Raw genomic sequence first — 22,424 nt, forward strand, 5'->3', positions numbered from 1 at the left:
ACTGGCCGTTCAGAGGGCCACTCCCGACACCGACTCGGCTCGCCGGATCGCCCGCATCGCCCAGAGAAAGTCAGCACCGAAGCGCTCGGCATCGGCCGGCTGCGCATGCATCGGCCGCAGGCTGGCGATCTCGAAATGCCCGCCCCAGATGGCGCGCAGCTGCATTTCGCTGTAGCCCAGGCCTCCCGCGAGGGTGCCGCGTTCATAGACCTCGGCATCGCTGAGACCGCTGCCGCCTTCAGGCCTAAAGCAGCAAAGGGCCAGCACGCCGCCGGGGCGCAGCCAGGCATGAATGCGCGCGATGTAGAGGGCGCGCCGATGCGGCGGCAGGTGATGAAAGCAGCCGGAATCACAGACTAGGGCGTAGTGTCCCTGGGGCCGCTGCAGATCGAAGACCGAGCCCTGCTGCAATGGCAGGTCGACGCCGGCCTCCTGCGCGCGCTCGGCAGCCCAGCGGATCGCGGCCGCGGAGTAGTCCACCGCTTCGACGGCAAAGCCGGCGCGCGCCAGGTAGAGCGCATTGCGGCCATTGCCGCAACCCAGGTCCAGGGTCGGCCCCGCGGCAAGCTGGCCGGCTTCCACCCAGGCAGCCAGGTGCTCGTCGGGGGCACGGCCAAAGAAGGGCACGGGCCGCTCGCGCTGTGCATAGAACTGATCCCACCAGTCGCTGCGGCGCTCGGCCAGCAAGGCATCGAGGCGCGAGATTTCCTGGGCGTCGGGTGGCTGTAGATAGAGCGTCATGTCGCCAGCGTAGCAGGCGCTGGAACGCTGCATTCAGAGGCGCTTGATCAGCTCCACGCGTCGGTTCCTGGCCCGGCCTTCCTCGCTGCGCCGGTCGGCCACCGGCCGGTCCGCGCCATGGCCGAGCGCCGACAGCCGCGCGGGCGCGATGCCCTGTGCACAGACGGCGCGCAGCACCGCTTCGGCGCGCTGCAGCGAGAGCTTGCGGTTGTCGGCGGCCGAGCCGATGTGATCGGTATGGCCTTCGATGGACAGCTTGAGCGTGGGCTCGGCCCGCATCAACTGGGCCAGCGCCTGCACGGCCGCCAAGCCGTCGGCCTTGAGATCGGCCCGGCCGGTGTCGAACTGCAGGTGCAAGGTGGCCAGGCCACGGCTCTGGATCTCGGCCGCCAGCTGGCCGGCGGTGACGGCCTGGACCAGGGCCGCCGGCTCGACGATGGTGAGCACATAGCGGTAGGTGTCCGAGCCCAGGTCCAAGGCCACCCAGCGGCTGGCCGGGCCCTGCCCCAGCTGGAACAGAAAGCGGCCGCCTTGGGCGATTTGCGCATTCGACAGCCCGGTGTTCAGCGCCTGCGCACCCAGGCTGGCCAAGGCTTGGAGGTGGTTGCGGTAAATGGCCAGCACCGAGCCGCGTTCCTGCTCGTCGATGTAGGCGATCTCGGTCACCCGCCCCTCCACCTCGATCTGGCCGCCGGGCAGGCGCACGGTGCCGGGCAGCACCTGGCCTTCGCCGCCGAAACGGCGTGCGCCGAAGGCTTCTTCCTTCTTGTCCTCGATCACATAGCCGGGCATGCGCGTGAGCAGGGGGTGGTCGCTCTGCGCGGCGGCTGTCGCTGCTGTGGCGGCCGGTGCGGGTACGGCGGATGCGTCGGATGTGGCCGCGCCGAGCACCAAATTCAGTGCCAGCACCCAGCGAGCGCAAGGGCGCGAGGCCCAAAGAAGTGAAGTCACGGTCAGATGTCCTTGCTTGCCCACGGCGGGGCCTGTGGGCCGCGAGTCTAGGAGCGGCAGCGCTGCCGGCAGCCCATATTGCAAAGTTGTCGCAAATCGTCATCTGCGGTGCAAGTTGGTGGCCAGCGGGGCAAGTCCAATCGATCACACCCCCTCCGGCATTGCCGCCCCAGGGCGGCGTGCCCCAGCATCCCGAACGGAGTTCCTCATGCACAGCCAGACTTCATCGCCATCGCCATCGCGCTCCAAGCTCAGCTCCGTGCGGTGCCGCGGCCTTCAGGCCCTGACCGTCGCCACCCTGGCCCTGGCCTGCCTGGCCGCCAGCGCCGCCGGGCCCTGGCGCGAAAGCCGTCAGAACAGCCAAAGCAACCTGGGCGGCGAAGGCATGCTGACCCTGAACTACCAGGGCGAGCCGCGCAGCTTCCTGCTGCGCCTGCCCGGCTCGCTGCCGCGCGATGGCGCCCGCCTGCCCTTGGTGATCGCCCTGCATGGCGGCGGCGGCCATGCGGCCAATATGGAAGAGATGACGGGCTTCACGGCCAAGGCGCGGCAGGAGGGCTTCATCGTCGTCTACCCGGAAGGCAGCGGCCGCCTGCGCCACAGCTTCTTGACCTGGAACGCCGGCCACTGCTGCGGGCAAGCCATGGAAAAGCGCGAGGACGATGCCGGCTTCATCCGCGCCCTGATCGAGCATCTGGAGGCCAACTACCCGGTCGACCCCATGCGCATCTACGCCACCGGCATGTCCAACGGCGGCATGATGACCCACCGCCTGGGCAGCGAGCTCGGTGACCGCCTGGCCGCCATCGCGCCGGTCGTGGCCACGGTGTTCGGCGACGAGCGCCGGCCCCCACACGGCGTGCCGGCGCTGATGATCAATGGCGGGCTGGACCAATCCGTGCCTCCGGCCGGTGGCCCCCCGGGCGGCGCGTTTCCCGGCGCCTGGGACGGCACCCCGACCCTGCCCGCCCTCGCCCAGCTGAGCTTCTGGGCCGGTGCCAATGGCTGCGTCGGCGAGGCGCAGACATCGGTGCAAGGCGTGCTGAGCCGCTGGCGCCACAGCTGCCCGGCCGGCCACAGCGCCGAGCTGCTGCTGGTCGGCGACAACGGTCACGCCTGGCCCGGCGGGCGGTCCGGCAGCCGGCGCGGCGACACGCCCAGCAGCGCCGTCAATGCCACCGACGAAATCTGGGCCTTCTTCCGCCGCCACAGCAAGTAGGCGGCGGCCAAGCCCCGGCCTGGTTTCGGTTCAGCTGCGATTCAAAGGCAGGCGCACCGTCACCCGGTGCCGCCCCGCCTCATGCGCAAAGCTCAGGCGGCCCTGCATGCGCTCCACCACCCGGCTGACCACGGCCAGACCCAGGCCGGTGCCTGGGTGGCTGCGCGCCGGGTCGCCGCGCGCAAAGGCTGGCAGCAGTTCGCTGACGGGGCCGGGCAGGCCCGGGCCACCATCGCTGACTTCGATGCACACCTCGTCACGCTCGCAGCTCAGGCGCAGACGCACCGGCGGCAGGCCGTGCACACGGGCGTTGTCGAGCAAATTGGCCAAGAGGCGCTCCAGCAGCAAGGGGTGGCTGGCGGGCAATAGCAAGGTCGAAGCGGACGGCGGCAGATCCAAATCCAGCTGCACGGCCGGGCCCCGCTCCGGCTGCGGCGGCAAGGCGGCCAGCAGCTGGCGCGCCAAAGCCAGCAGATCGGTGCTTTGATTCAGCGGCAACTCACCGGCGCGCACATGGTCGAGAAAGCTGCCGATCAGGCGATCGGCCAGCTCGGTGTTGCGCACGATGGACTCCCGCCAGCTGGCGGTGTCGGCGCTGTCCGGCAACAAGCCGGCGGCGACACGAATGCGCGCCAGGGGGCCGCGCAGGTCATGCGAAACCCCGGCCAGCAGCAGGGCACGCTCCTGCTCATGCAGGGCCAGGCCTTGCAGCAGGCTTTGGTAGGCGGACTCGATGGCCTGCAGCTCGGGGGGCGAGCTGAGCAGCGGCGTGCTGGCAGCCGCCGTGCTTGCAGCCGATGCCCCAGCCGCCAGTGCCAGGCCCGGGCGATAGCCCTGCATGCGCAGGCGCAGGTCCTGCAGCGGCCGCATCAGACGGCGCGTGAAGACCCAGCTCAGGCCCACGCACAAGAGGCCGGTGATCAGCAGCGCCAGCAGCAGACGGCGCGACACATTGGGCAGCAAGGCACGGTCGTTCAGGCCCAGCCACTGGCGCTGCCCCGCCGGCCCGGCCACCTCCAGCCACAGCATGGGCGCACCGGCGCCGCGCGTGATGCGCGCCGCTTGCACCGGCACGCCCTGGCGCTCCAGCTCCTCCACCAAGGCGGCCATGCGCGGCCCCATCAGCAGTGAGCGCATGGCCGGCGGCGGCGCCTGGCGGCCGTACTGCAAGGGCCGCGCTTGGCTCAGGCCCGGCTCGGGCCAGCCGGCGGCCTGGCGCAGGCTGGGCGCCCAGCGCTCGCCCACCAGGCGCGCCACCGCCTTGTTGCGCTCCATATAGACCAGGGCACCGAACACCAGCATCAGCAGCAGGGCCAGCAGGATCTGCAGCAAGAGCAGGCGGGCGAACAGGCTGTCGAAGCGCCGCCAGCCCTGGACACGCTTGGGGTCGCTTGGGGAGCCGATGGAGGGGCGCGCACTCATGGTTCATGCGGGTAAAAAAACATAACCCTCCCCACGCACGGTATTGATCCAGACCCGATCAGGGCTGGCCTCTTCGAGCTTGCGGCGCAGCCGCGCCACCTGCACATCGACGCTGCGGTCCTGCGGCCGGTAGCGGCCGGGCTGCACCGCCTCGCTGAGCGCTTCGCGCGGCAGGATCTGCCCGGGCACCCGGGCCAGGGCGGCCAGCAGCTTGAACTCGATGCCGGTCAGCGCCACCACCCGCTCGCCGACGCGCAACTCGCGCTTGAGCAGATCAATGCTCAGGCCCTCGAAGCGCAGCAGACCGGCCTCGCTACGCCCGGGGGTCTGGCGGCGCAACAGGGCCCGCACCCGAGCCACCAGCTCGCGCGGCTCAAAGGGCTTACTCAGATAGTCGTCAGCACCGAGCTCCAGGCCCAGCACGCGGTCCATGGGCTCGCCGCGCGCGGTGAACATCAGGATGCCCAGCTCCGCATGGCTGGCACGCCAACGGCGGCAAAGCTCATAGCCGCTGCCATCGGGCAGCATCACATCCAGCAAGACCAGATCGGGGCGCAGCGCGCGCAAGGCGCGTTCGCCGTCGCCGCCGGTCAGCACCGTGTGCACCTCCCAGCTCTCGCGGCCCAGCAGCGTGGCCACCAGGGCGGACAGTTCGGCGTCGTCATCAACGATCAGGATCAGGGGTTTGCCTTGCTGCATGCGGGCGCAGTGTAGAGGCGGCGGCGGGCCTGAAGGCCGAGGTTTCAGAAACGTCACAAAACTCGCGGCGCGCAGGCAGGCAGGCAGGCCCATGGCGCCGACCTATCATCGCCAGCGCCAGCCGGGCGCTGCCCGGCCTTCCCTCACGATCAAGGCGCCGGACTCTGATGATGATGAACACATTCGCTGCGGCACACGCGCCCGGCCGGCCGCGCTGGCGGGCTCTGCTGAGCTTGGCCCTATGCCTGCCTCTGTGCCTCCCGGTCACCGGCGCCAACAGCGAGCCGGCGCCCGCCTTCCAGTGGCCCGGCGGCGCCAGGGCGGCCGTCAGCCTGTCCTACGACGACGCCCTGTCCAGCCAGCTCGACAACGCCATCCCTGCGCTGAACGCGCTGGGCCTCAAGGCCACCTTCTACCTGACCCTGGCCAGCCCGGTCGTCCGCCAGCGCCTGCCGGAATGGCGGCGTGCCGCGGCCGCCGGCCATGAGCTGGGCAACCACACCCTGTTCCACCCCTGTTCCCGCTCGGCGCCCGGCCGCGATTGGGTGGCACCGCACCGCGATCTCGACAAGATCAGCGTGGCCCAGATGCTGGAAGAGGTGCAGCTGGCCAATGCCTATCTGCATGCCATCGACGGCCAGACCCAGCGCACCTACACCGCCCCCTGCACGGACCCACTGGCCGGCGGCAAGCCTTACCTCCCGGCCGTGGCTGGAGAGTTCCTAGCCATGAAGACGCGCGTGGGCGGGGTCGTGCCCTCGCTTGCCACGCTGGACCTGGCCGATGTGCCCACGGCCGGCCCGGTGGGCTCCAGCGGCGCTGAGCTGATCGCCATCGTCCAGCAGGCCGCCGCCCAGGGCACGCTGGCCAGCATCACCTTTCACGGCATTGGCGGCGATCACCTGAGCGTTTCCAAGGAAGCGCACCAAGCCTTGCTCCAGCATCTGGCGGCCCACCCCGAGCTCTATTGGGTGGACAGCTTCGTCAAGATTGCGGCCTACCTGCGAGCCCAGCGGCAACCTTGAAGGCGCGGCAGACTCAGGCCGCGCCGCGCCACTGGGCCAGCAAGTCCAAGGCCTGGCGCGAGGTCTCCTGCCGTGTGTCTTGCAGCTGCACACGCAGGGCCAGGGCCTCGGTGATGCGCAGTTCCGCCTCGTCGAAGCGCCCTTGCTCCGCCAGGCTGCGGCCCCAATGCTGCAGCACCATGGCCTGCAAACGCCCCCAGCCCGCCGCCTGGCATTGCGCCACGGTGCGGGCAAAGATCGGCTCCGCCTCGGCCCGCTGACCCAGGTACTGCAAGGCGGTGGCGTAGGCGCACCAGAACCAGCCGAGGACCTCATGCGCCTCGGCGCCATCGACCTGATTCAGGGCCTCGGCCCGGGCCTCATGAGCGCGCAGCAGCTGCAAGGCCTCGCCCTCCTGCCGGGCGGTGGTCAGCAGGCCGGCCAGATCGGCCACCACATCCAGCATGGTCTCATCGGCTGCTGCCGACTGCCGAGCTTGCGTCAGCTGTTCGCGCAGGTCCAGGATCTTGTGGGCCAGGGCCTCGGGGTCGGGGGCGGTGAAGCGCAGAAATTCGGGCATGGTCTGAAACTTTCTCATTCCGCATCCACGATCTGCACCCGCGGCCACCGTTGCGCGTACTGCTTCTGCGCCACCCGCTGGCGAAAGGTCTCGACACTGACCCGGGCCGGGTTGCGGCGAATGCGCATGGCAAACAGGTCGTCCAGGCCGTAGGGGGCGATCACGGTCAGCGTGTCGTCGGTCTCCAGGCGAACAGCCACCGCGGTCGCGAACTCGGGCCAGGAGGCGACCGCGTCCTGAAGCGAGCGAAGCGGTGCCACGGCATGGCCGAAGCAGGACTCGAACCAGAGATGCACATGGGCCTGGTTCGTCAGCTCCCAGGGCAGGTCCGGACAGACACGCGCCAAGGCGACCTGGTGGGCAGTTTCCTTGCCAGGCGGCTCCTCGAGATCGAAATAGGCCAGATCCACATCGGCCAGCGCTGAGGGCGCGGTGTGGCCATGCAGATGGTCCCAGACCCGATTGCGCAGCGCCCCGGCGCCGATGCACCACTGGCGCAGGCCCAGATCACGGGCGGCCTGGAGCGCCTGCATGAGCCAAGGAGAACTGCGCACGATGGCCTGCAGCTCGTCCTGGCGATCGGGGTGCCTGGCGTTCATCCGAGCCACCCTATGCCCGAAGGCGCAGTCGCGCAGGCGTCCGGGCTTTGGCGCTTCTTGCTGATAAACTGGATATTCATACAGTATTCGTATCGCACGCCGAGCCAGCGGGGCCTGAGTCTGAATGTCAGCCTGTGGCACCGAACGAAAACACCATTATGTTGCCGGTCTTGAGCTCCAAAGAGGCTTGAACATGCAGATGCCAGCGCCCCGCACCAGCTCGACGCCTCGGCCGGGTTTCGAACTCCGCCCGCAGGGCAAAATCCCGCCCATGCCTTCTTCGGCCCCCCAGCCTCCTCAGTCGCCAGCCGCTTCGCCTGCTGCATCAGCCGCCGCCAGCAAGCCCAAGTCCGCGCCGCAGAAGGCCATGGAGAAGCTGGGCCTGCTGCGCGACATCGACCTGGCCCTGCACCTGCCGCTGCGCTACGAGGACGAGACCCAGATCACGCCCATCGGCCGCACGCGCGAGGGCGACACCGTGCAATGCGAGGGCGAGGTGATCGAGTGCCGCATCGAAACGCGCGGCCGGCGCGTGCTGCTGGTGCGGCTGGAAGACGAAACCGGCGATCTGCTGCTGCGCTTCATCCACTTTTACCCCTCGCACCAGAAAAGCATGGCCGTGGGACAGCGCATCCGCGTGCGCGGCGAGCTGCGCCACGGCTTCTTCGGCCGCGAGATGGTGCACCCCACTTTCAAGGCCGTGCAGCCCGACACGCCACTGGCCGAGGCGCTGACGCCCGTCTACCCGGCCAGCGCCGGCCTGCCGCAGACTTACCTGCGCCGCGCCATCGCCTCGGGCCTGCAGCGCGCCGATCTGCGCGAGCTGCTGCCCCAGGGCACGGTGCCCAGCAGCCTGCCGCCGCTGCGCGACGCGCTGAATTTTCTGCACCACCCGCCGCCACAGGCGCGCCTGGGCACGCTGGAAGACCACAGCCACCCGGCCTGGCAGCGGCTCAAGTTCGAGGAGCTGCTGGCCCAGCAGATCAGCCAGATGCAGGCCCAGCGCGAGCGCGCCCTGCTGAAAGCCCCGGCCCTGCGCGCCAAGCCCGGCGGCCTGGTCGAGCGCTTGCTGGCCGTGCTGCCCTTCGGCCTGACCGGGGCGCAGCAGCGGGTCAGCGAGGAGATCGCGCAAGACCTGGCCCTCGGTCAACCGATGCACCGGCTCTTGCAAGGCGATGTGGGCTCGGGCAAGACGGTGGTGGCGGCCCTGGCGGCGGCCGTAGCTATCGACGCCGGCTGGCAATGCGCGCTGATGGCGCCGACCGAAATCCTGGCCGAGCAGCATTTCAAGAAGCTGATCGGCTGGCTGGAGCCCCTGGGCCTGCAAGTGGCCTGGCTGACCGGCAGCGTCAAGGGCAAGGCGCGCCAGAAGATGCTGGACGCGGCGGCCAGCGGCGCGGCCCAGCTGGTGATCGGCACCCATGCGGTGATCGAAGACAAGGTCACGTTCGCCCGCCTGGGCCTGGCCATCATCGACGAGCAGCACCGCTTCGGCGTGGCGCAGCGCCTGGCTTTGCGGCGCAAGCTGGCGTCGATGGATTTGGAGCCGCACATGCTGATGATGAGCGCCACGCCCATCCCGCGGACCCTGGCCATGACCTACTTCGCCGACCTGGCGGTCAGCACGATTGACGAGTTACCCCCGGGCCGCACGCCCATCGTCACCAAGGTCTTCGCCGATGGCAAACGCCAGGACGTGATCGAGAAAATCGCCCAGGAGGTGGCCGGTGGTGCCCAGGTCTACTGGGTCTGCCCGCTGATTGAAGAGAGCGAGGCCCTGGACCTGAACAACGCGACCGAAACCCATGCAGAGCTGGTCGACGCGCTGCCGGGCTTCGAGGTGGGCCTGCTGCACGGCCGCATGCCGCCGGCCGAGAAGGCCGCCGTGATGGCGCGCTTTTCGGGTGGCGAGGCCAGCGTTCTAGTCGCCACCACGGTGATCGAGGTCGGCGTGGACGTGCCCAATGCCAGCCTGATGGTGATCGAGCATGCCGAGCGCTTCGGCCTCTCGCAGCTGCACCAGCTGCGCGGCCGGGTCGGCCGTGGCGCCGTGGCCAGCGTCTGCGTGCTGCTCTACACCGGCCCGCTGTCCGACAGCGGCAAATCGCGCCTGCGCGCCATGGCCGAAACCAACGACGGCTTCGAGATCGCCCGCCGCGACCTGGACATCCGCGGCCCCGGCGAATTCATGGGCGCCCGCCAGAGCGGCGCCGAACTGCTGCGCTTTGCCGATCTGCAGGAAGACTCCCTGCTGTTGCAAGCCGCCCGCCGCCTGGCGCCCCAGCTGCTGGACAAATACCCCGAGGCCGCGCAGCGCCAAGTGGCACGCTGGCTGGGCTCGAAGGCGGAATTTCTGAAGGCTTGAGGATCGCTCGGCGGCGGGCCCTTGAGCCTTCGCGAAGTGCCCACACCAGCGCGTTGCTCAGCTACCGTACCGGGCCTTGATGGCCTGGAATATCTGTTGTGCCTTGGCCTCGGTACTGGGGCTGACTGGATTCGTCAGGCTGGCCACCAAAGCTGAGCTGTTTTTCGGGTTCTTTGATTGCCGCACACTGGCCCAGCTGATGGCGACATCCATATAGGAATTGGCAAGAACAGCGACACGCTCGTCATGCCTGGCCTTTTGCAGAGCCTGCGTGATCGCCTGATGCAGATCCGGAGCAATGCCCAGTTCCTCCGGCGACCGCCAGATCAGCTGCGTGATCGATTCGATATCACCGAGCTGCGCATCTGCGCTCAGTCTTTCCGCCACGATGGAGGTCAAACGCGGATCCAGCGCCAGCTGTGCAGCAGCAGCGCCTGGCACCCCACCCTCCACGGCAAGAGCGAGCAAGGCAAGCTGTTTCTCCGCCATTTCACCGTCCACGGTCTGACATTGACTGGCTCTCGCCTGCATAGCCTGATATTTCTCGACATGTGCCTGGCGAACTTTCAGATCGGAAGATGACGAAACAGCTCGCTGCTCTGAGTCCATTTGCATGCCTGAAAACTCACACTCTCTCAGTGCCTTAGCCGCCTTGTAAGCTCCATAAGGATCTTTGGCAGCAAGAACCTCGTCTATAAAAGTACCCAAACCCCTAGGAAACTTCAAGCCATCAGAGCCAATCGCTGCGTTGCCTGCAGTTGATTCGGTTTGACGGGTTTCATTTTTCCGCTCTGGTTGTCTGATCAATTCCACATCTCTAGATGCAGATAATTTGGGCTCCAATTCGCCTACTCGAACCGCCGACGGAAGGTCTTGCTTGTCATCCGTATCGCGCTGATCTGTTTGAAACACAGCCAAAACTGCAATTGCGATTGCAATTACAGTTACCAGCGCACAAGCAACAACCGCTTTTACCCCCATATTCACACCTTCAGCATCATTTTATGCATCGATTGTATTCAACAGTATTTTCATCCATTTTCTGAACAATGCTTGAATACTCTTTATTTATACATTCTCGTATTTCTGACTTAATAGCACTACTAACTGCAACTCCTGCCAACACACTACGAACCGCATCGGCGATTTGCCCCGTAATAGGCCGCTCAACGCACATCGTAATTAGGCCTTGAGCCCATATTTTCGTCGCCTCTTTTCGAGTTTCGTCAGCTCGATCACAGTCCCGCTTTTTTTCCTCGGGAGTTTTCTGTGGAGGAGGCGGCACCTGCCCGGCCCCGCTGCCACTCCCGCCACCGATATCCGTTGAGCCCCCGGCGGATCCGCCGCCAGAGCCCCCGCCACCAAATCCGCCATCGGGATCGTTCTGCCAGGGGTCATAAGGCTTAAACCTGTTTCCCGAAACGCAAACCCTGCCATCTGGACAACCATCTTGCGCATGAGCTGCAGATGCCGCCATCAAGCAAGACACGAAGAACAACAGGCTACAACCGAGTTTAGAAGTACGCATTAACCCTCCCAGGTTCATTTTGAGGGGGGGGGGTGCTACCTAGAGAATTGAAGTTATGCGGCAAGTGTTTACCCTTGAATTTCCTCAAGGCGAACACCGCATAGCTTGAATCAAGGGACTAATTTTCTGTGGTCAGGGGTCTCGGAAAGAGGCTGACGCGCCGCATCCACCGGCTCCGCCACCACCCGCGCATAGCGCTGGAAACTCCAGTAGGCCCAAGCCCAGTCCATCAGCACGACCAGGCGGTTGCGGAAGCCGATCAAGAAGTAGATGTGGACGAACAGCCAGAACAGCCAGGCGAAGTAGCCCGAGAACTGGACGAAGCCCAGATCGGCCACGGCCGCCTTGCGGCCAATGGTGGCCAGGGCACCGTAGTCGCGGTAGCGAAAAGCGCCGGGCGCATCAGCCGGCAAGGGAGGCAAGACCTGACCCTGTGGCGCCCGCAGCGAGTGCAGGATCTGACTTGCTGCGTATGCGCCCATCTGCTTGGCCGCGGGGCTGACGCCAGGCACGGGCTTGAGCGTGCGGCCATCGGCCTGCCGGCTTTGGGCGGCGGCCAGGTCACCGATGACAAAGACTTCCGGGTGGCCGGGGATGTTGAGCCGGCCGTCGACATGGACACGACCGGCGCGGTCCAGCGGCACGTCCAGCATGCGGCCCAGGGGCGAGGCGGCCACGCCAGCCGCCCAGACCACGGTGCGGGCAGGGATGCGCTCCGTGCCCACGGTGCCATCCCCGGTCTCCACCTCCACCCCGCCCGCATCAATGCCAACCACGCGGCAGCCGGTGCGCACCTCGACACCCAATGCACGCAGCTGCGCTTCAGCCTTGGCCGAGAGCTCAGGCGGCAAAGCCTGCAGCACGCGCGGCGAACCCTCCAGCAGCAGCACACGGGCGCTTGCCGGATCGATGCGGCGGAACTCGTTCTTGAGCGTGTGTCGGGCGATCTCGGCCAGGGTGCCGGCCATCTCAACCCCGGTGGGGCCGGCGCCGATGACGACAAAGCTCAAGCAGGCGCGCTGCTGCGCCGGGTCGGGCGAACTCTCGGCCTGCTCAAAAGCCTTGAGCACGCGGGCCCGCAGGGCAAAAGCGTCTTGCAAGGTCTTGAGCCCCGGCGCATGGGCGGCCCATTCGTCGCGGCCGAAATAGCTGTGCGTGGCGCCGGCGGCGACGATCAGGTACTCATAGCCCAGGCTCTGGCCATCGGACAGGCGAACCTGTCGTTGCTGGCGATCGATGCAGCAGACCTCGGCCATCAGCACTGTGGCATTGCGCTGGCCGCGCAGCATGTGGCGGATGGGCGCAGCAATCGAAGGCGCCGACAGGCCGGCCGTGGCCACTTGGTAGAGCAAGGGCTGAAACAGATGGTGGTTGCTGCGGTCGATCACCGTGATGTCCACCGGCGACCCGGCCAGAGCGCGAGTGGCGGCGAGGCCGCCGAAGCCGCAACCGATGACCAAGACCCGAGGTCGCGCTGCGGGATTACCTTTGCTGCTGGTGCTTGTGCTCATGCGGCGATTCTGGCCGTCCAGCCTGCCCGCTGGCGCTGCCATACGCAATGGGAATGACTTGCAGCGGTGCCGGGCATGGCTGACCGGCACCACAGACGATCATTTGCAGCCGCTCAGTTGCAACCGGGAGGGGGCGGTGTGGCAGGGCCGGTGTAACCGTCGCTGAGGGTGCGCAGAAAGCAAAGGATGTCGGCGATGTCGGCATCACTCATCGTCCGCCGCGGGCCAAAGGGCGCGTTGCGTTCGACATTGGCTTGCAGGGCGAGCGGCAGATCGTCGTAGAGCTGCACTTGGCCAGCGACGGTCGGGTACCACTGCGCCGGGTCGGTGTCGCGGGTGGCGTAAAAGCGCAGCACTTGCTCCAGACTGTTGAATGTGCCGTTATGGAAAAACACCGGCCGGTGCTCGACATTGCGCAGGCTGGGGATGCGGAAGAAGCCACAGGACTCAACGCGGCCCTTGACGGCGACATGGGGCGACTGGCAGAGACCCAGATCAAACGCCGCCGCGTCGGCATTGCTCTGCAGCGCCGTGTTGCGCGGCACGGCCAGGGCCGAGTAGCCCAAGGTGGTGAACACGATGGGTTGCTTGTTGAGGCTGAAGGATGGATGGCAGCTGGCGCAGTGCCCGCGTTGGGTGTCGTTGAACACGCGCAGGCCGCGCGCTTCGGCATTGCTGAACTGCGCCCGCCCCTGCTGCACCCAATCGAACTTGGAGTCGTAGGGATGGAAGCGCGGGTCTTCGATCTGGAAGCTCTGCAGCGCCTGGCTGGCCTGGGTGACCAGGCTGTCGTCGTCCGGGGCCGAGGCACCAGCGGCGGGCGGGAAGGCGCGCCCGAAGTCGCTGGCATAGGCGGCGCCGCGCAGCTTGCGGGCCAGGATGGCGGCATTGCCGTTGTCCATCTCGCGCGGGTTGAACCAGGGAAGCTTGACCTGCTCGGCCAGGGTGTCGACCCGGCCATCGGCCATCAGGCCGCCGCGCAGATCGGCCACGGCGGTCTGGGCCGTGCCAGTGAAGGCGGGCAGCCGCTCCAGATAGCGCAGCGAGGGCGCGGCACGCGTGCCGAATTCGGTCTCGAAGGCCCCGCCCACTTGGACCGGAAGACTGTTCGGCGGCCCGTGGAAGAAGGCCGGGTCATGACAGGTGGCGCAGGACATGCGGCCGGAACCGCTGAGGTTGCGGTCATGAAAGATCCTCTCACCCAGCTGGGCCTGCAAGCTCAGCGGCTTGGGCGTAGGGGACGGCGCCGAAGCCGGTGGGCTCGGGCTGCTGGCTGCGCCCGCCGGCGCGGCTGTGGGCGAAGACCCACCACCACCGCCGCAAGCGCCGAGCAAGAAGAGCAAGCCCAAGCCCAGAAACGATGCGCGACGGGGCAAGACGAACAGGGTTTCAAGGGCCACGGGCATGCTGCTGATTGTCGAGCTTAGGCCTGGATCCGGCCGCCTAGGGAATTCACCCGGGCCCAAGTGCGGGTCCACCGCGTCCAATTCCTGTCACACCAGCTTTGGCTGTCATCTGCTTTCCAGGCAGCGCCCACCATGACCGAACACCACGACTGTTGCGCCCCTCCCGAGCCCCCGCCCTGCCCGCGGCCGCAGCGGCGCCAACTCCTGTTGGGCGCCGGCCTGGCCGGTCTGCTGCAGGCCTGCGGTGGTGGAGGCGGCTCCGAGCCCGCACCTGTGCCCACGCCGGCACCGGTTCCGCCAGCACCCACACCACCCACACCACCCGCGCCCACCCCGCCGGCACCCACACCCACACCCACACCCACGCCCACGCCCCCGGCCCCGAGCCCAGCCACAGCACCCTTCTGGGGCAGCTACGGTGGCAACGCCCAGCACCAGGCCCAGACCCTGGTCGCCACCCAGGCCTTGCAGCGCATTGTCTGGAGCACACCGGTGGACCTGGCGCCGCCCTACCGGGCCGGCGGTTTTCTCTTGATCCACTACGGCACACCAGTGATTTCGGGCGGCAACACGGTGCTGGTGCCGGTCAAGACCACGAGCATTGGCGATTTCGAGGTCCAGGCTCGCAAGGCGGCCGATGGCAGCTTGCTCTGGACCCTGAAAAGCGACTACCTGCTGCCGGCCAGCAGCTGGACGCCGTCCTGGAACATCGGCCTGGACTTCAAGGGCCGGCTGTTCGCCCCGGCGGCCGGCGGCCGGCTGCTGATTCGCGACGCGGTGGACAACGCCAGCGGCAGCGTCCAAACCCTGGCCTTCTACGGCAACGCTGTGTTTGACGCCGACAGCGCCAACTACCGCGACAAGGTCCGCATCAACACGCCGCTGAGCCTGGACAGCCAAGGCACGGTGTTCTTCGGCTTCACCGTCAAGGCCGGCGCACCGGGCGGCCTGAAAGGCGGCATCGTGCGCCTGGCGGCCGATGGCCAGGCAGTCTGGAAATCTGCCGCCGAGCTCAGTGGCGATGCCAGCATGTTCCAAACCGCCATGAACGCGGCACCAGCCCTGTCGCTGGACGAGAAGACGCTCTACATCGCCGTCAACAGCGACCCCGCCAGCGGCAGCATGCAAAACGGCTACCTGCTGGCCCTGGACGCGAGCACCCTGGCACTCAAGGCCAAGCAGCGCCTGATCAACCCGGCCACCGAACTGGTTGCGCGCATCAGCGACAGTTCCACCGCCTCGCCCACGGTGGGCCCCGATGGTGATGTCTTCTACGGCGTGTTGGAGAACACCCGCGCCGACCACAACGGCCGAGGCTGGCTCTTGCACTTCAACGCCGATCTGAGCCAGCTCAAGACCCCGGGCTCCTTCGGCTGGGATGACACGCCCTCCATCGTGCCGGCGAGCGCCGTGCCCAGCTACGCCGGTGCGTCCAGCTATCTGCTGCTGGTCAAGTACAACAACTACTACGGCATCGGCACGGGCGACGGCCAGAACAAGATGGCCGTGCTGGACCCGCAGGCCGGCCAGGCCGACCCGATCAATGCGGGCGTCACCGTGATGAAAGAGGTGCTGACCATCGTCGGCCCCACCGCCGATGCCGACACGCCCGGCGGCGTGCGCGAGTGGTGCGTCAACACCGCGGTGATCGATGTCAAAGGCCAATCAGCCCTGGTCAACAACGAGGACGGCGTGCTCTACCGCTGGGACTTCATCAGCAACCGTTTTACCGAAAGCGTCAAGCTCAACGCTGGCATCGGCCAGGCCTACACGCCCACCGTGGCCGGGCCCGATGGTCTGGTCTACAGCATCAACGGCGCACAGCTACACGCTGTGGGGCGCTAGGAATTAAGCAACTTCGCCCGGCTCCAGCAAACGCGCGATCAAGGCGCCTTGAAGCTCCGCCGGCAGCTGCAGGCTGACCTGCACGCCGTTGCCGGCAGCCGCCTGCACCGGCTCGCCCTCGCGGCCGCGCAGGGCCTGCAAGGTGATCTCGCGGTTGCCGCTGGGGTGGATGATCTCCAGCCGGTCGCCGACGGCAAAACGGTTCTTCACCTCGATCGCCGCCCAACCATCGGCGCCCACCGGCCCCACCTCGCCAACAAACTGGCTGCGCCGGGCCTTGGAATGCCCGTCGAGGTAGTTCTGCAAGTCCTGGCTGCGGTGGCGCTGGTAGAAGCCGCTGGTGTAGCCGCGGTTGGACAGGCCGTCCAGCTCGCCCAGCAGGGCGGGGTCGAAAGGCCGGCCGGCCACGGCGTCGTCGATGGCGCGGCGGTAGACCTGGGCGGCGCGCGAGACGTAGTAGCGGCTCTTGGTGCGGCCCTCGATCTTCAGCGAATCGACGCCGATCTCGACCAGGCGCTGCACATGCTCGACCGCGCGCAGGTCCTTGGAGTTCATGATGTAAGTGCCATGCTCATCCTCCTGGATGGGCATCAGCTCACCGGGGCGCTGCGACTCTTCGATCAGGTAGGTGCGATCGGCCAGCGGATGGCGAGCCGTGCCGCCGGCCGCGGCGAAGTCTTGATCGGCCTGCTGCACGGCCTGATGGAAGTCGAACTGAATCGGCTGCGCCTGGCCGGCTTCGTCCTCAAAGGCTTCGCCTAATTGGTAATCCCAGCGGCAGGCATTGGTGCAGGTGCCTTGGTTGGCATCACGGTGGTTGAAATAGCCCGACAAGAGGCAGCGGCCCGAGTAGGCGATGCACAGGGCGCCGTGGACGAAGACCTCCAACTCCATGTCCGGGCATTCCTGGCGAATCTGCGCCACCTCGTCCAGACTCAGCTCGCGCGAGAGGATCACTCGCTTCAATCCCTGCTTCTGCCAAAACTTCACACCGGCGTAGTTGACCGTGTTGGCCTGCACCGAGAGGTGGATGGGCAACTCGGGCCAGCGCTCGCGCACCATCATGATCAGGCCGGGGTCGGCCATGATGAGAGCGTCGGGCTTCATCGCCACCACCGGCTCCATATCGGCCAGGTAGTTCTTGAGCTTGCCGTTGTGCGGCAGGATGTTGCTGGCAACCAGGAACTTCTTGCCACGCGCATGCGCTTCGGCAATACCGGTCTTGAGGTTCTCGAGCTTGAAGTCGTTGTTGCGCGCGCGCAGGGAGTAGCGCGGCTGGCCCGCGTAGACCGCATCGGCGCCAAAATCAAAGGCCGCGCGCATGCGCTCCAGGTCGCCCGCGGGCAGCAGCAGTTCGGGGGCAGCAAGTGGTGGCGTCGTCATGGCGGAGCTCGGTCGGGACAAAGAGGCGCGGCAGTCTAGCCAGCGCCTGCCCCACATGCCTTGCCTCAGATCAAGCCGACAGCTCGACGCAGGCGCTGGGCGCCACACCCAGCTCTTCATGGCTGACCAACAGCAAGAGCCGGTCCGTGGCCTGAGCGGCGCGTGACAGCTCTTTGCGCAGGTGCGTGAGCGAGGCGGCATCGAGCGCATTGAGCGGCTCATCCAGCAGCAGCAGAGGCGTGCCCAGGGCCAAGGCCGTGGCCAGCGCCGCCTTGTGCTGCGTACCGGTGGAGAGGCTGCGCAGCGGCTGGCTCAAAAAGGGCTGCAGACCGAAGCCCTCGATATGGCCGTGCCAGGTCGCCGCATCGGCACGCGGGTAGAGCCCGCTCAGAAAGGCAAAGTACTCGGCCGGGCTCAGGTGCTCGAACGGCGGCGGCTCGGCGCCGACGAAAGCAACCTGGCGCCGGTAGTCCAAGGGCTGCCGCAGCAGATCGCAACCCTGCAACTCGGCGCTGCCGTACTGCGGCTCCAGCGCGCCGGCCAGCAGCTTGAGTCGGGTGGACTTGCCCGTGCCATTGGCGCCGCGCAACCAAACCAGACCGGGGCCGAAGTCCTGGCTCCAGAGGTCGACCACGCGCCGCGCCTGGCCGGGGTAGGCAAAGCTCAGGGCGCGGACCTGCAGTTGGAATTCAGGGGGGTGAGCGTCGGGCATGGCTTCAGAGGATGACTTCACTGGCGAGGGCAACCCAGACGCCCCAGGACAAAGGCCAGCGGCCGGCGCGTGCCTCGGGGCTCAGGGCTTCGGGTCGCCAGAGGGCCAAGGCGGGCGCCACGGCGGCGGCGACAAAGAAAGCAGGTGTGGCACGTGGGCCCAAGGACCAGGGGCCCAGCGCCAGCAGCGCGGCCCAGCCCAGCCAAGCCGCCAACGCCGGCATCAGAGCCAGGGCATAGAGGCGCAGCGACCAGGCGCTGGGATTCAAGGGCAACATGGCGCTGGCCGCCTGCAGCGGCGCATAGCATTGCCGGGCCTGGGCCTGCAGCCGGGCGCAAAAGCCCTGGGTCAGCAAGGTGGAGAAGGCCAGCGCCCAGGCTGCATGCACCGGGAAATGCCAGGCCGCGACGATGCAGAGCAGCAAAGCAAGCAGCGCAGCCAGCAAGCCATGCAGCACCGGCCGTGCCGGGCCGCGCCACAGCGGCAGCCAGAGCAAGGCGGTCCAGGTCGAGACGGTCTGGCGGCCAGTGGCCTTGCCCGCCGCCGCTGCACGCCGGGCCGTACGACCGGAGCGGCGGCGCCACTGCATCAGGGCCAGAGCGCCCACGGACGAGAACAGCAGCGAGATCGCGAAGCCGAGCACCGCTTGCAGCCACAGACCCTGCATCCATGCCGGGCTGGCCGCCCGCCAGGCGGCGAATGAAATGAGGTTGAGCAAGGCCCAGGGCAGCAGGGCCAAGGCCAGCACGCCGAGATCGGCACGCACGATGTCCACCCGCTGCAGCGGCAGCGCGCGCTCAAACGGAATCCAGCGCGCAGGCAGCAAGGCCTCGCGCAAGCCCCAGGCCAGCAGCAGGCCCGGCAGGGCATGGCACAGCAGCGCAGCGAATGAGAGAACGGGCGGCGTGTCGGCCTGCATGGCCCAAAACAGGGGCAAGGCCGGCCAGCCGATCAGGGTGCTGATGAAACTGCCCAGCACCGCAGCCACCACAGCGAGAAAAGCCGCCCAGCGTCGCAGAAGGGCGGCCAATTCAGCGCGGCTCCATTGCAGGCGCATGCGCGCCAGGCTCAGGGCCGCGGGCTGAGAAGGGACTACTGCAGTCTTTGCACCCAATAGATCAGCACTTCCTGGCGCGGCCGCGAGACATCGGCATCGGCGTAGTAGTAGGTGGGCACAGCATTGATGGCCTCGACCGTGGCCATGCCGGAGATGACCCGTCCGAACACGGCGTAACCAGGCTGGGTCGGGCTCTTGTAGTCATTGCCCGGATTGTCTTTCACATTGACGAAGAACTGGTTGGTGGCGCTGTTGGGCTCGCCGCGTCGCGCCATGGCCAGGGTGCCGGGCAGATTGGCCAGGGTGTTGTTGCTCTCCAGGGGCACGGGCCCGTAGGTCGCGCGGCGCTCGTACATGCCGCTGGTGTAGCCGCCGCCCTGGATCACAAAGTCGCGCTCGACGCGATGGAATAAGGTGTTGTTGAAGTGGCCGTCGGCCACATAGCGCAGGAAGTTGGCCACGGTGGCCGGCGCGTACTCGGTGTAGAGCTCGAAGACGATCTCGCCGCTGCTGGTCAGCATGCAGACGGTGGAGAAGCGGCTTTGCGCCGATTTGGCCAGGCCCTCGTTGCTGCAGCTGTTGGTGTTCGGGCGCGGGTTCGGGTTGGGCACCGGCACGGGCACCGGGTCCGGGCGGTAGTGATCGCCGTCACCACCGCCGCCACCGCAAGCGGTCAAGGTCACCAGGGCGGCCACAGCGGCCAGGCGCAAAACAAAAGAGCGCATGAGACAGACTCCTCAACAAGGTGTCTGCTCAACGCGCTCGACTGCAGCGCCGCTGACGGCGCTGACATCTGCTTACCCTTGCGGGTGAAAGTCAGCTTATTTGAGCTGTGTGGCCCAGTAAAGCAGCACTTCGGTGCCGGTCATGTCGGCGCCGGCGTAGAGCTGCGGCTCGGCATTGATGGCGTCCACCGTCGCCAGGCCCGAGATGATGCGGCCGAACACGGCATAGCCGTTCTTGCCCGAGATGGCGGCGCTGTAGTCCAGCGTCTTGTTGTCCACGGTGTTGAAGTAGAACTGGCCGGTGGCCGAATCGACGGCGTTGGTGCGCGCCATGGCGATGGTGCCGCGCACATTGGACAGACCGTTTTGGTTCTCGAGCACGATGGGCGCGAGCGTGCCGGTCTTGGCCACATTGCCGCTGGTGAAGCCGCCGCCCTGGGCGACAAAACCGGGCACCACGCGGTGGAAGATGGTGTCCTTGTAGTAGCCGCTCTTCACATAGGCCAGGAAGTTGGCCACGGTGATCGGCGCCTTGACGCTTTCCAGCTCGATGACGATCTCACCCTTGCTGGTCAGCATGCAAACCGTGGCCGCGGCCGGGCTGGCGTTCGACGCGGCGATGCCGGCCGAGCTGCAGGTGGTGGTGGGCGCCGTCGGGACCGGGTTGGGCTTGGGCGTGGGCAAAGGCTTGCCGGCATCGGCCGAGCTGCCGCCGCCGCAGGCGCTCAGCAGGGTCAGGGTGCTCAGGCCGGTGGCCAGCAATGCGGCCTTGGCAATGGAGAAGCGGGGTGTGGTGTTCATACGGGGCTCAAAAAAATGGCGGTAGATCAACAAACAAGCCTGGCTGCAAGCCAGCGACCGGAACGCAGTATCCACGCAGCAAAGCGCGCAGGACCGCCATTTTGAGCGCACAGCGCACACACGTGGGAAATTTTCCCACCACTCAATTCAAGCTGGCAAACACCCCCCCGGATCAGAGCTCCAGGTTGTCGATCAGCCGGGTCGCGCCCAGCTTGGCAGCGCCCAGGGCGACCAGGGCCTGGCCCTCGCGGGCGGGGCTCAGGTCGTGCTGGCAGCGCAGGGTCAGGTAGTCGGGCTGCCAGCCGGCGTCGCGCAGGGCCTCCATGGCCTCGGCCTCGAGCGCAGCCAGATCGCGCTCGCCGGCCTGCCAGCGGGCGATCAGCTCGCGCAGCGTGCGACTCAGGCGCAGGGCTTCGGTTTTCTCGGCCTCGCTGAGGTAGCCATTGCGCGAGGACAGGGCGAGGCCTTCCGGGCTGCGAGTGGTCTCGCCAGCGCGGATCTCGATCGGCAGCGCCATTTGCGCCACCATGCGGCGCAACACCATCAGCTGCTGGTAGTCCTTCTTGCCGAACAGAGCCAGGCTGGGCTGGACGATGTTGAAGAGCTTGGCCACCACGGTGCAGACACCGATGAAGAAGCCGGGCCGGAAATGACCTTCCAGGATGTCGGCCAGCTCGGCCGGCGGGTGGACCTTGTAGCCCTGCGGCTCGGGGTAGAGCTCGCGCTCGTCGGGCGCGAAGACGAGGTCGCAGCCGGCGCCTTGCAAGAGCTCGGCATCGCGCGCCAGAGTGCGGGGATAACGGTCAAAGTCCTCGTGCGGCGCGAACTGCAGGCGGTTGACGAAGATGCTGGCCACCACCAGGGCATCGGGGCCCACGGCCGCACGGCCCTGGCGCACCAGATCGAGGTGCCCTTCGTGCAGATTGCCCATGGTGGGCACGAAGGCGCGGCGCGGCTGCGCGGCCAGGGCCTGGCGCAACTCGGCGATGGTGTGGATCACTTGCATGGGGTTCGGAGAGAAAAGAAAGGGTCGGCTTCAGTAGCCGTGCAGATCGTCCTGCGGGAAGGTCTGGGCCTTGACCGCGGCGACATAACGCAGCACCGCGTCCTGCACCGAGGCCGCGCCCTGCATGAAGTTTTTGACGAAACGCGGGCGGCGGCCCGGGGTCACGTCCAGCATGTCGTGCAGCACCAGCACCTGACCCGAGCAGGCCACGCCGCCACCGATGCCGATGACCGGGATGCCCAGGCTTTGGGTCAGCTCGGCCGCCAGGCTTGATGGCACCATTTCCAGCACCAGCATCTGCGCACCGGCCTCGACCAGCTCACGCGCATGCTGCTTCATCAGCGCGGCGGCCGCTTCCTCGCGGCCCTGCACCTTGTAGCCGCCCAGCATGGTGGCGGTCTGCGGCGTCAGGCCCAGGTGAGCACAGACGGGAATGCCGCGCTCGACCAGAAAACGCACCACCGGCGCCGTCCAGCCGCCACCTTCGAGCTTGACCATGTGGGCGCCGGCCTTGACCAGGGCGGCCGCGCTCTTCCAGGCTTCCTGCGGTGAGCTCTGGTAGCTGTCAAAAGGCAGATCGCCAATCACCCAGGCGCTCTTGCGGCCACGGGCGACACAGCGGGTGTGATAGACCATCTCATCCAGCGAGACCGGCACGGTGCTGCTCTGGCCCTGCAGCACATTGCCCAGGGAATCGCCGACCAGCAGCACGTCGACGCCGGCTTCGTCCAGCAAGGTGGCAAAAGCGGCGTCGTAGCAGGTCAGCATGGCGATCTTGTCGCCGCTGGCATGCATGTCCAGCAGGCGCTGCAAGGTCATGGGTTTGCGCTCGGTCATGGGGCCACCTCGGTAATCGGAACTGGGGCGCAA

21 protein-coding genes are annotated in these 22,424 nt (G+C 67.2%); 4 read left to right on the forward strand and 17 right to left on the reverse strand.

Annotated features, from left to right (window positions below; all coding sequences use genetic code 11):
• Window positions 1-9 precede the first annotated feature (9 nt).
• Both ACQY39_RS02630 and ACQY39_RS02635 read right to left on the reverse strand, forming a co-directional pair.
• A complete protein-coding gene (locus tag ACQY39_RS02630; RefSeq protein WP_428503342.1) occupies window positions 10-774 on the reverse strand; it encodes a class I SAM-dependent methyltransferase in 765 nt (254 codons plus the stop codon).
• Entirely contained in the window at window positions 775-1,692 is a 918-nt protein-coding gene (locus ACQY39_RS02635) for an OmpA family protein (protein ID WP_428503343.1), read from the reverse strand.
• Between the two features lie 208 nt (window positions 1,693-1,900).
• Between ACQY39_RS02635 and ACQY39_RS02640 the strand changes: the two genes are divergently transcribed.
• The gene (locus tag ACQY39_RS02640; RefSeq protein ID WP_428503344.1) at window positions 1,901-2,911 is read left to right on the forward strand and encodes an extracellular catalytic domain type 1 short-chain-length polyhydroxyalkanoate depolymerase; all 1,011 of its coding nucleotides are present in this window, start codon (window positions 1,901-1,903) and stop codon (window positions 2,909-2,911) included.
• Between the two features lie 30 nt (window positions 2,912-2,941).
• On the opposite strand, the gene ACQY39_RS02645 is transcribed toward ACQY39_RS02640, so the two are convergent.
• Window positions 2,942-4,333, reverse strand: a complete 1,392-nt coding sequence (locus ACQY39_RS02645; protein ID WP_428503345.1) for an ATP-binding protein — start codon at window positions 4,331-4,333, stop codon at window positions 2,942-2,944.
• A 3-nt stretch (window positions 4,334-4,336) separates the two neighbouring features.
• On the reverse strand, window positions 4,337-5,032 hold the full coding sequence (locus tag ACQY39_RS02650; RefSeq protein WP_428503346.1) for a response regulator transcription factor: 696 nt from the start codon (window positions 5,030-5,032) through the stop codon (window positions 4,337-4,339).
• 167 nt (window positions 5,033-5,199) lie between these two features.
• Between ACQY39_RS02650 and ACQY39_RS02655 the strand changes: the two genes are divergently transcribed.
• Complete coding sequence (locus tag ACQY39_RS02655) at window positions 5,200-6,057, forward strand: polysaccharide deacetylase family protein (RefSeq protein WP_428503347.1); 858 nt, start codon at window positions 5,200-5,202, stop codon at window positions 6,055-6,057.
• Between the two features lie 13 nt (window positions 6,058-6,070).
• On the opposite strand, the gene ACQY39_RS02660 is transcribed toward ACQY39_RS02655, so the two are convergent.
• A complete protein-coding gene (locus ACQY39_RS02660) occupies window positions 6,071-6,616 on the reverse strand; it encodes a hypothetical protein (protein WP_428503348.1) in 546 nt (181 codons plus the stop codon).
• Between the two features lie 14 nt (window positions 6,617-6,630).
• Complete coding sequence (locus ACQY39_RS02665) at window positions 6,631-7,215, reverse strand: nucleotidyltransferase family protein (RefSeq protein WP_428503349.1); 585 nt, start codon at window positions 7,213-7,215, stop codon at window positions 6,631-6,633.
• Window positions 7,216-7,486: 271 nt separating this feature from the next.
• Here ACQY39_RS02665 and recG point away from each other — a divergent pair, with 271 nt between their 5' ends.
• Window positions 7,487-9,580: an ATP-dependent DNA helicase RecG gene (gene recG, locus ACQY39_RS02670; protein WP_428503350.1), complete on the forward strand. Its 2,094-nt coding sequence runs from the start codon at window positions 7,487-7,489 to the stop codon at window positions 9,578-9,580.
• A 57-nt stretch (window positions 9,581-9,637) separates the two neighbouring features.
• On the opposite strand, the gene ACQY39_RS02675 is transcribed toward recG, so the two are convergent.
• The 4 genes from ACQY39_RS02675 to ACQY39_RS02690 all read right to left on the reverse strand — a co-directional run bounded on the left by ACQY39_RS02675 (window position 9,638) and on the right by ACQY39_RS02690 (window position 14,025).
• Window positions 9,638-10,561: a hypothetical protein gene (locus ACQY39_RS02675; protein WP_428503351.1), complete on the reverse strand. Its 924-nt coding sequence runs from the start codon at window positions 10,559-10,561 to the stop codon at window positions 9,638-9,640.
• Between the two features lie 16 nt (window positions 10,562-10,577).
• The gene (locus ACQY39_RS02680) at window positions 10,578-11,108 is read right to left on the reverse strand and encodes a hypothetical protein (protein WP_428503352.1); all 531 of its coding nucleotides are present in this window, start codon (window positions 11,106-11,108) and stop codon (window positions 10,578-10,580) included.
• A gap of 110 nt (window positions 11,109-11,218) precedes the next feature.
• Entirely contained in the window at window positions 11,219-12,619 is a 1,401-nt protein-coding gene (locus ACQY39_RS02685; protein WP_428503353.1) for an NAD(P)/FAD-dependent oxidoreductase, read from the reverse strand.
• A gap of 113 nt (window positions 12,620-12,732) precedes the next feature.
• A complete protein-coding gene (locus ACQY39_RS02690) occupies window positions 12,733-14,025 on the reverse strand; it encodes a cytochrome-c peroxidase (protein WP_428503354.1) in 1,293 nt (430 codons plus the stop codon).
• Window positions 14,026-14,157: 132 nt separating this feature from the next.
• On the opposite strand from ACQY39_RS02690, the gene ACQY39_RS02695 reads away from it, so the two are divergent.
• Window positions 14,158-15,870 (forward strand): hypothetical protein, encoded by a 1,713-nt coding sequence (locus ACQY39_RS02695; protein WP_428503355.1) that lies wholly within the window; start codon window positions 14,158-14,160, stop codon window positions 15,868-15,870.
• Window positions 15,871-15,873: 3 nt separating this feature from the next.
• Here ACQY39_RS02695 and yegQ read toward each other — a convergent pair whose 3' ends face one another.
• The 7 genes from yegQ to panB form a co-directional block, all read right to left on the reverse strand.
• Window positions 15,874-17,253: a tRNA 5-hydroxyuridine modification protein YegQ gene (gene yegQ / locus ACQY39_RS02700; RefSeq protein WP_428503356.1), complete on the reverse strand. Its 1,380-nt coding sequence runs from the start codon at window positions 17,251-17,253 to the stop codon at window positions 15,874-15,876.
• Window positions 17,254-17,323: 70 nt separating this feature from the next.
• Window positions 17,324-17,965 carry an ABC transporter ATP-binding protein gene (locus ACQY39_RS02705; RefSeq protein WP_428503357.1) on the reverse strand — a complete coding sequence of 214 codons (642 nt, stop codon included), beginning with the start codon at window positions 17,963-17,965 and terminating at the stop codon, window positions 17,324-17,326.
• 4 nt (window positions 17,966-17,969) lie between these two features.
• Window positions 17,970-19,022 carry a hypothetical protein gene (locus ACQY39_RS02710; RefSeq protein ID WP_428503358.1) on the reverse strand — a complete coding sequence of 351 codons (1,053 nt, stop codon included), beginning with the start codon at window positions 19,020-19,022 and terminating at the stop codon, window positions 17,970-17,972.
• Window positions 19,023-19,057: 35 nt separating this feature from the next.
• The gene (locus tag ACQY39_RS02715; protein ID WP_428503359.1) at window positions 19,058-19,747 is read right to left on the reverse strand and encodes a peptidylprolyl isomerase; all 690 of its coding nucleotides are present in this window, start codon (window positions 19,745-19,747) and stop codon (window positions 19,058-19,060) included.
• 96 nt (window positions 19,748-19,843) lie between these two features.
• Window positions 19,844-20,548 (reverse strand): peptidylprolyl isomerase, encoded by a 705-nt coding sequence (locus ACQY39_RS02720; protein WP_428503360.1) that lies wholly within the window; start codon window positions 20,546-20,548, stop codon window positions 19,844-19,846.
• Between the two features lie 172 nt (window positions 20,549-20,720).
• On the reverse strand, window positions 20,721-21,554 hold the full coding sequence (gene panC / locus ACQY39_RS02725) for a pantoate--beta-alanine ligase (RefSeq protein WP_428503361.1): 834 nt from the start codon (window positions 21,552-21,554) through the stop codon (window positions 20,721-20,723).
• A 30-nt stretch (window positions 21,555-21,584) separates the two neighbouring features.
• Window positions 21,585-22,391, reverse strand: coding sequence for a 3-methyl-2-oxobutanoate hydroxymethyltransferase (gene panB, locus ACQY39_RS02730; RefSeq protein WP_428503362.1), 807 nt, complete (start codon window positions 22,389-22,391; stop codon window positions 21,585-21,587).
• Window positions 22,392-22,424: the final 33 nt, after the last annotated feature.

Origin of the sequence: Roseateles sp., assembly GCF_965262435.1 — a bacterium.
Classification (GTDB): domain Bacteria; phylum Pseudomonadota; class Gammaproteobacteria; order Burkholderiales; family Burkholderiaceae_C; genus Paucibacter_A.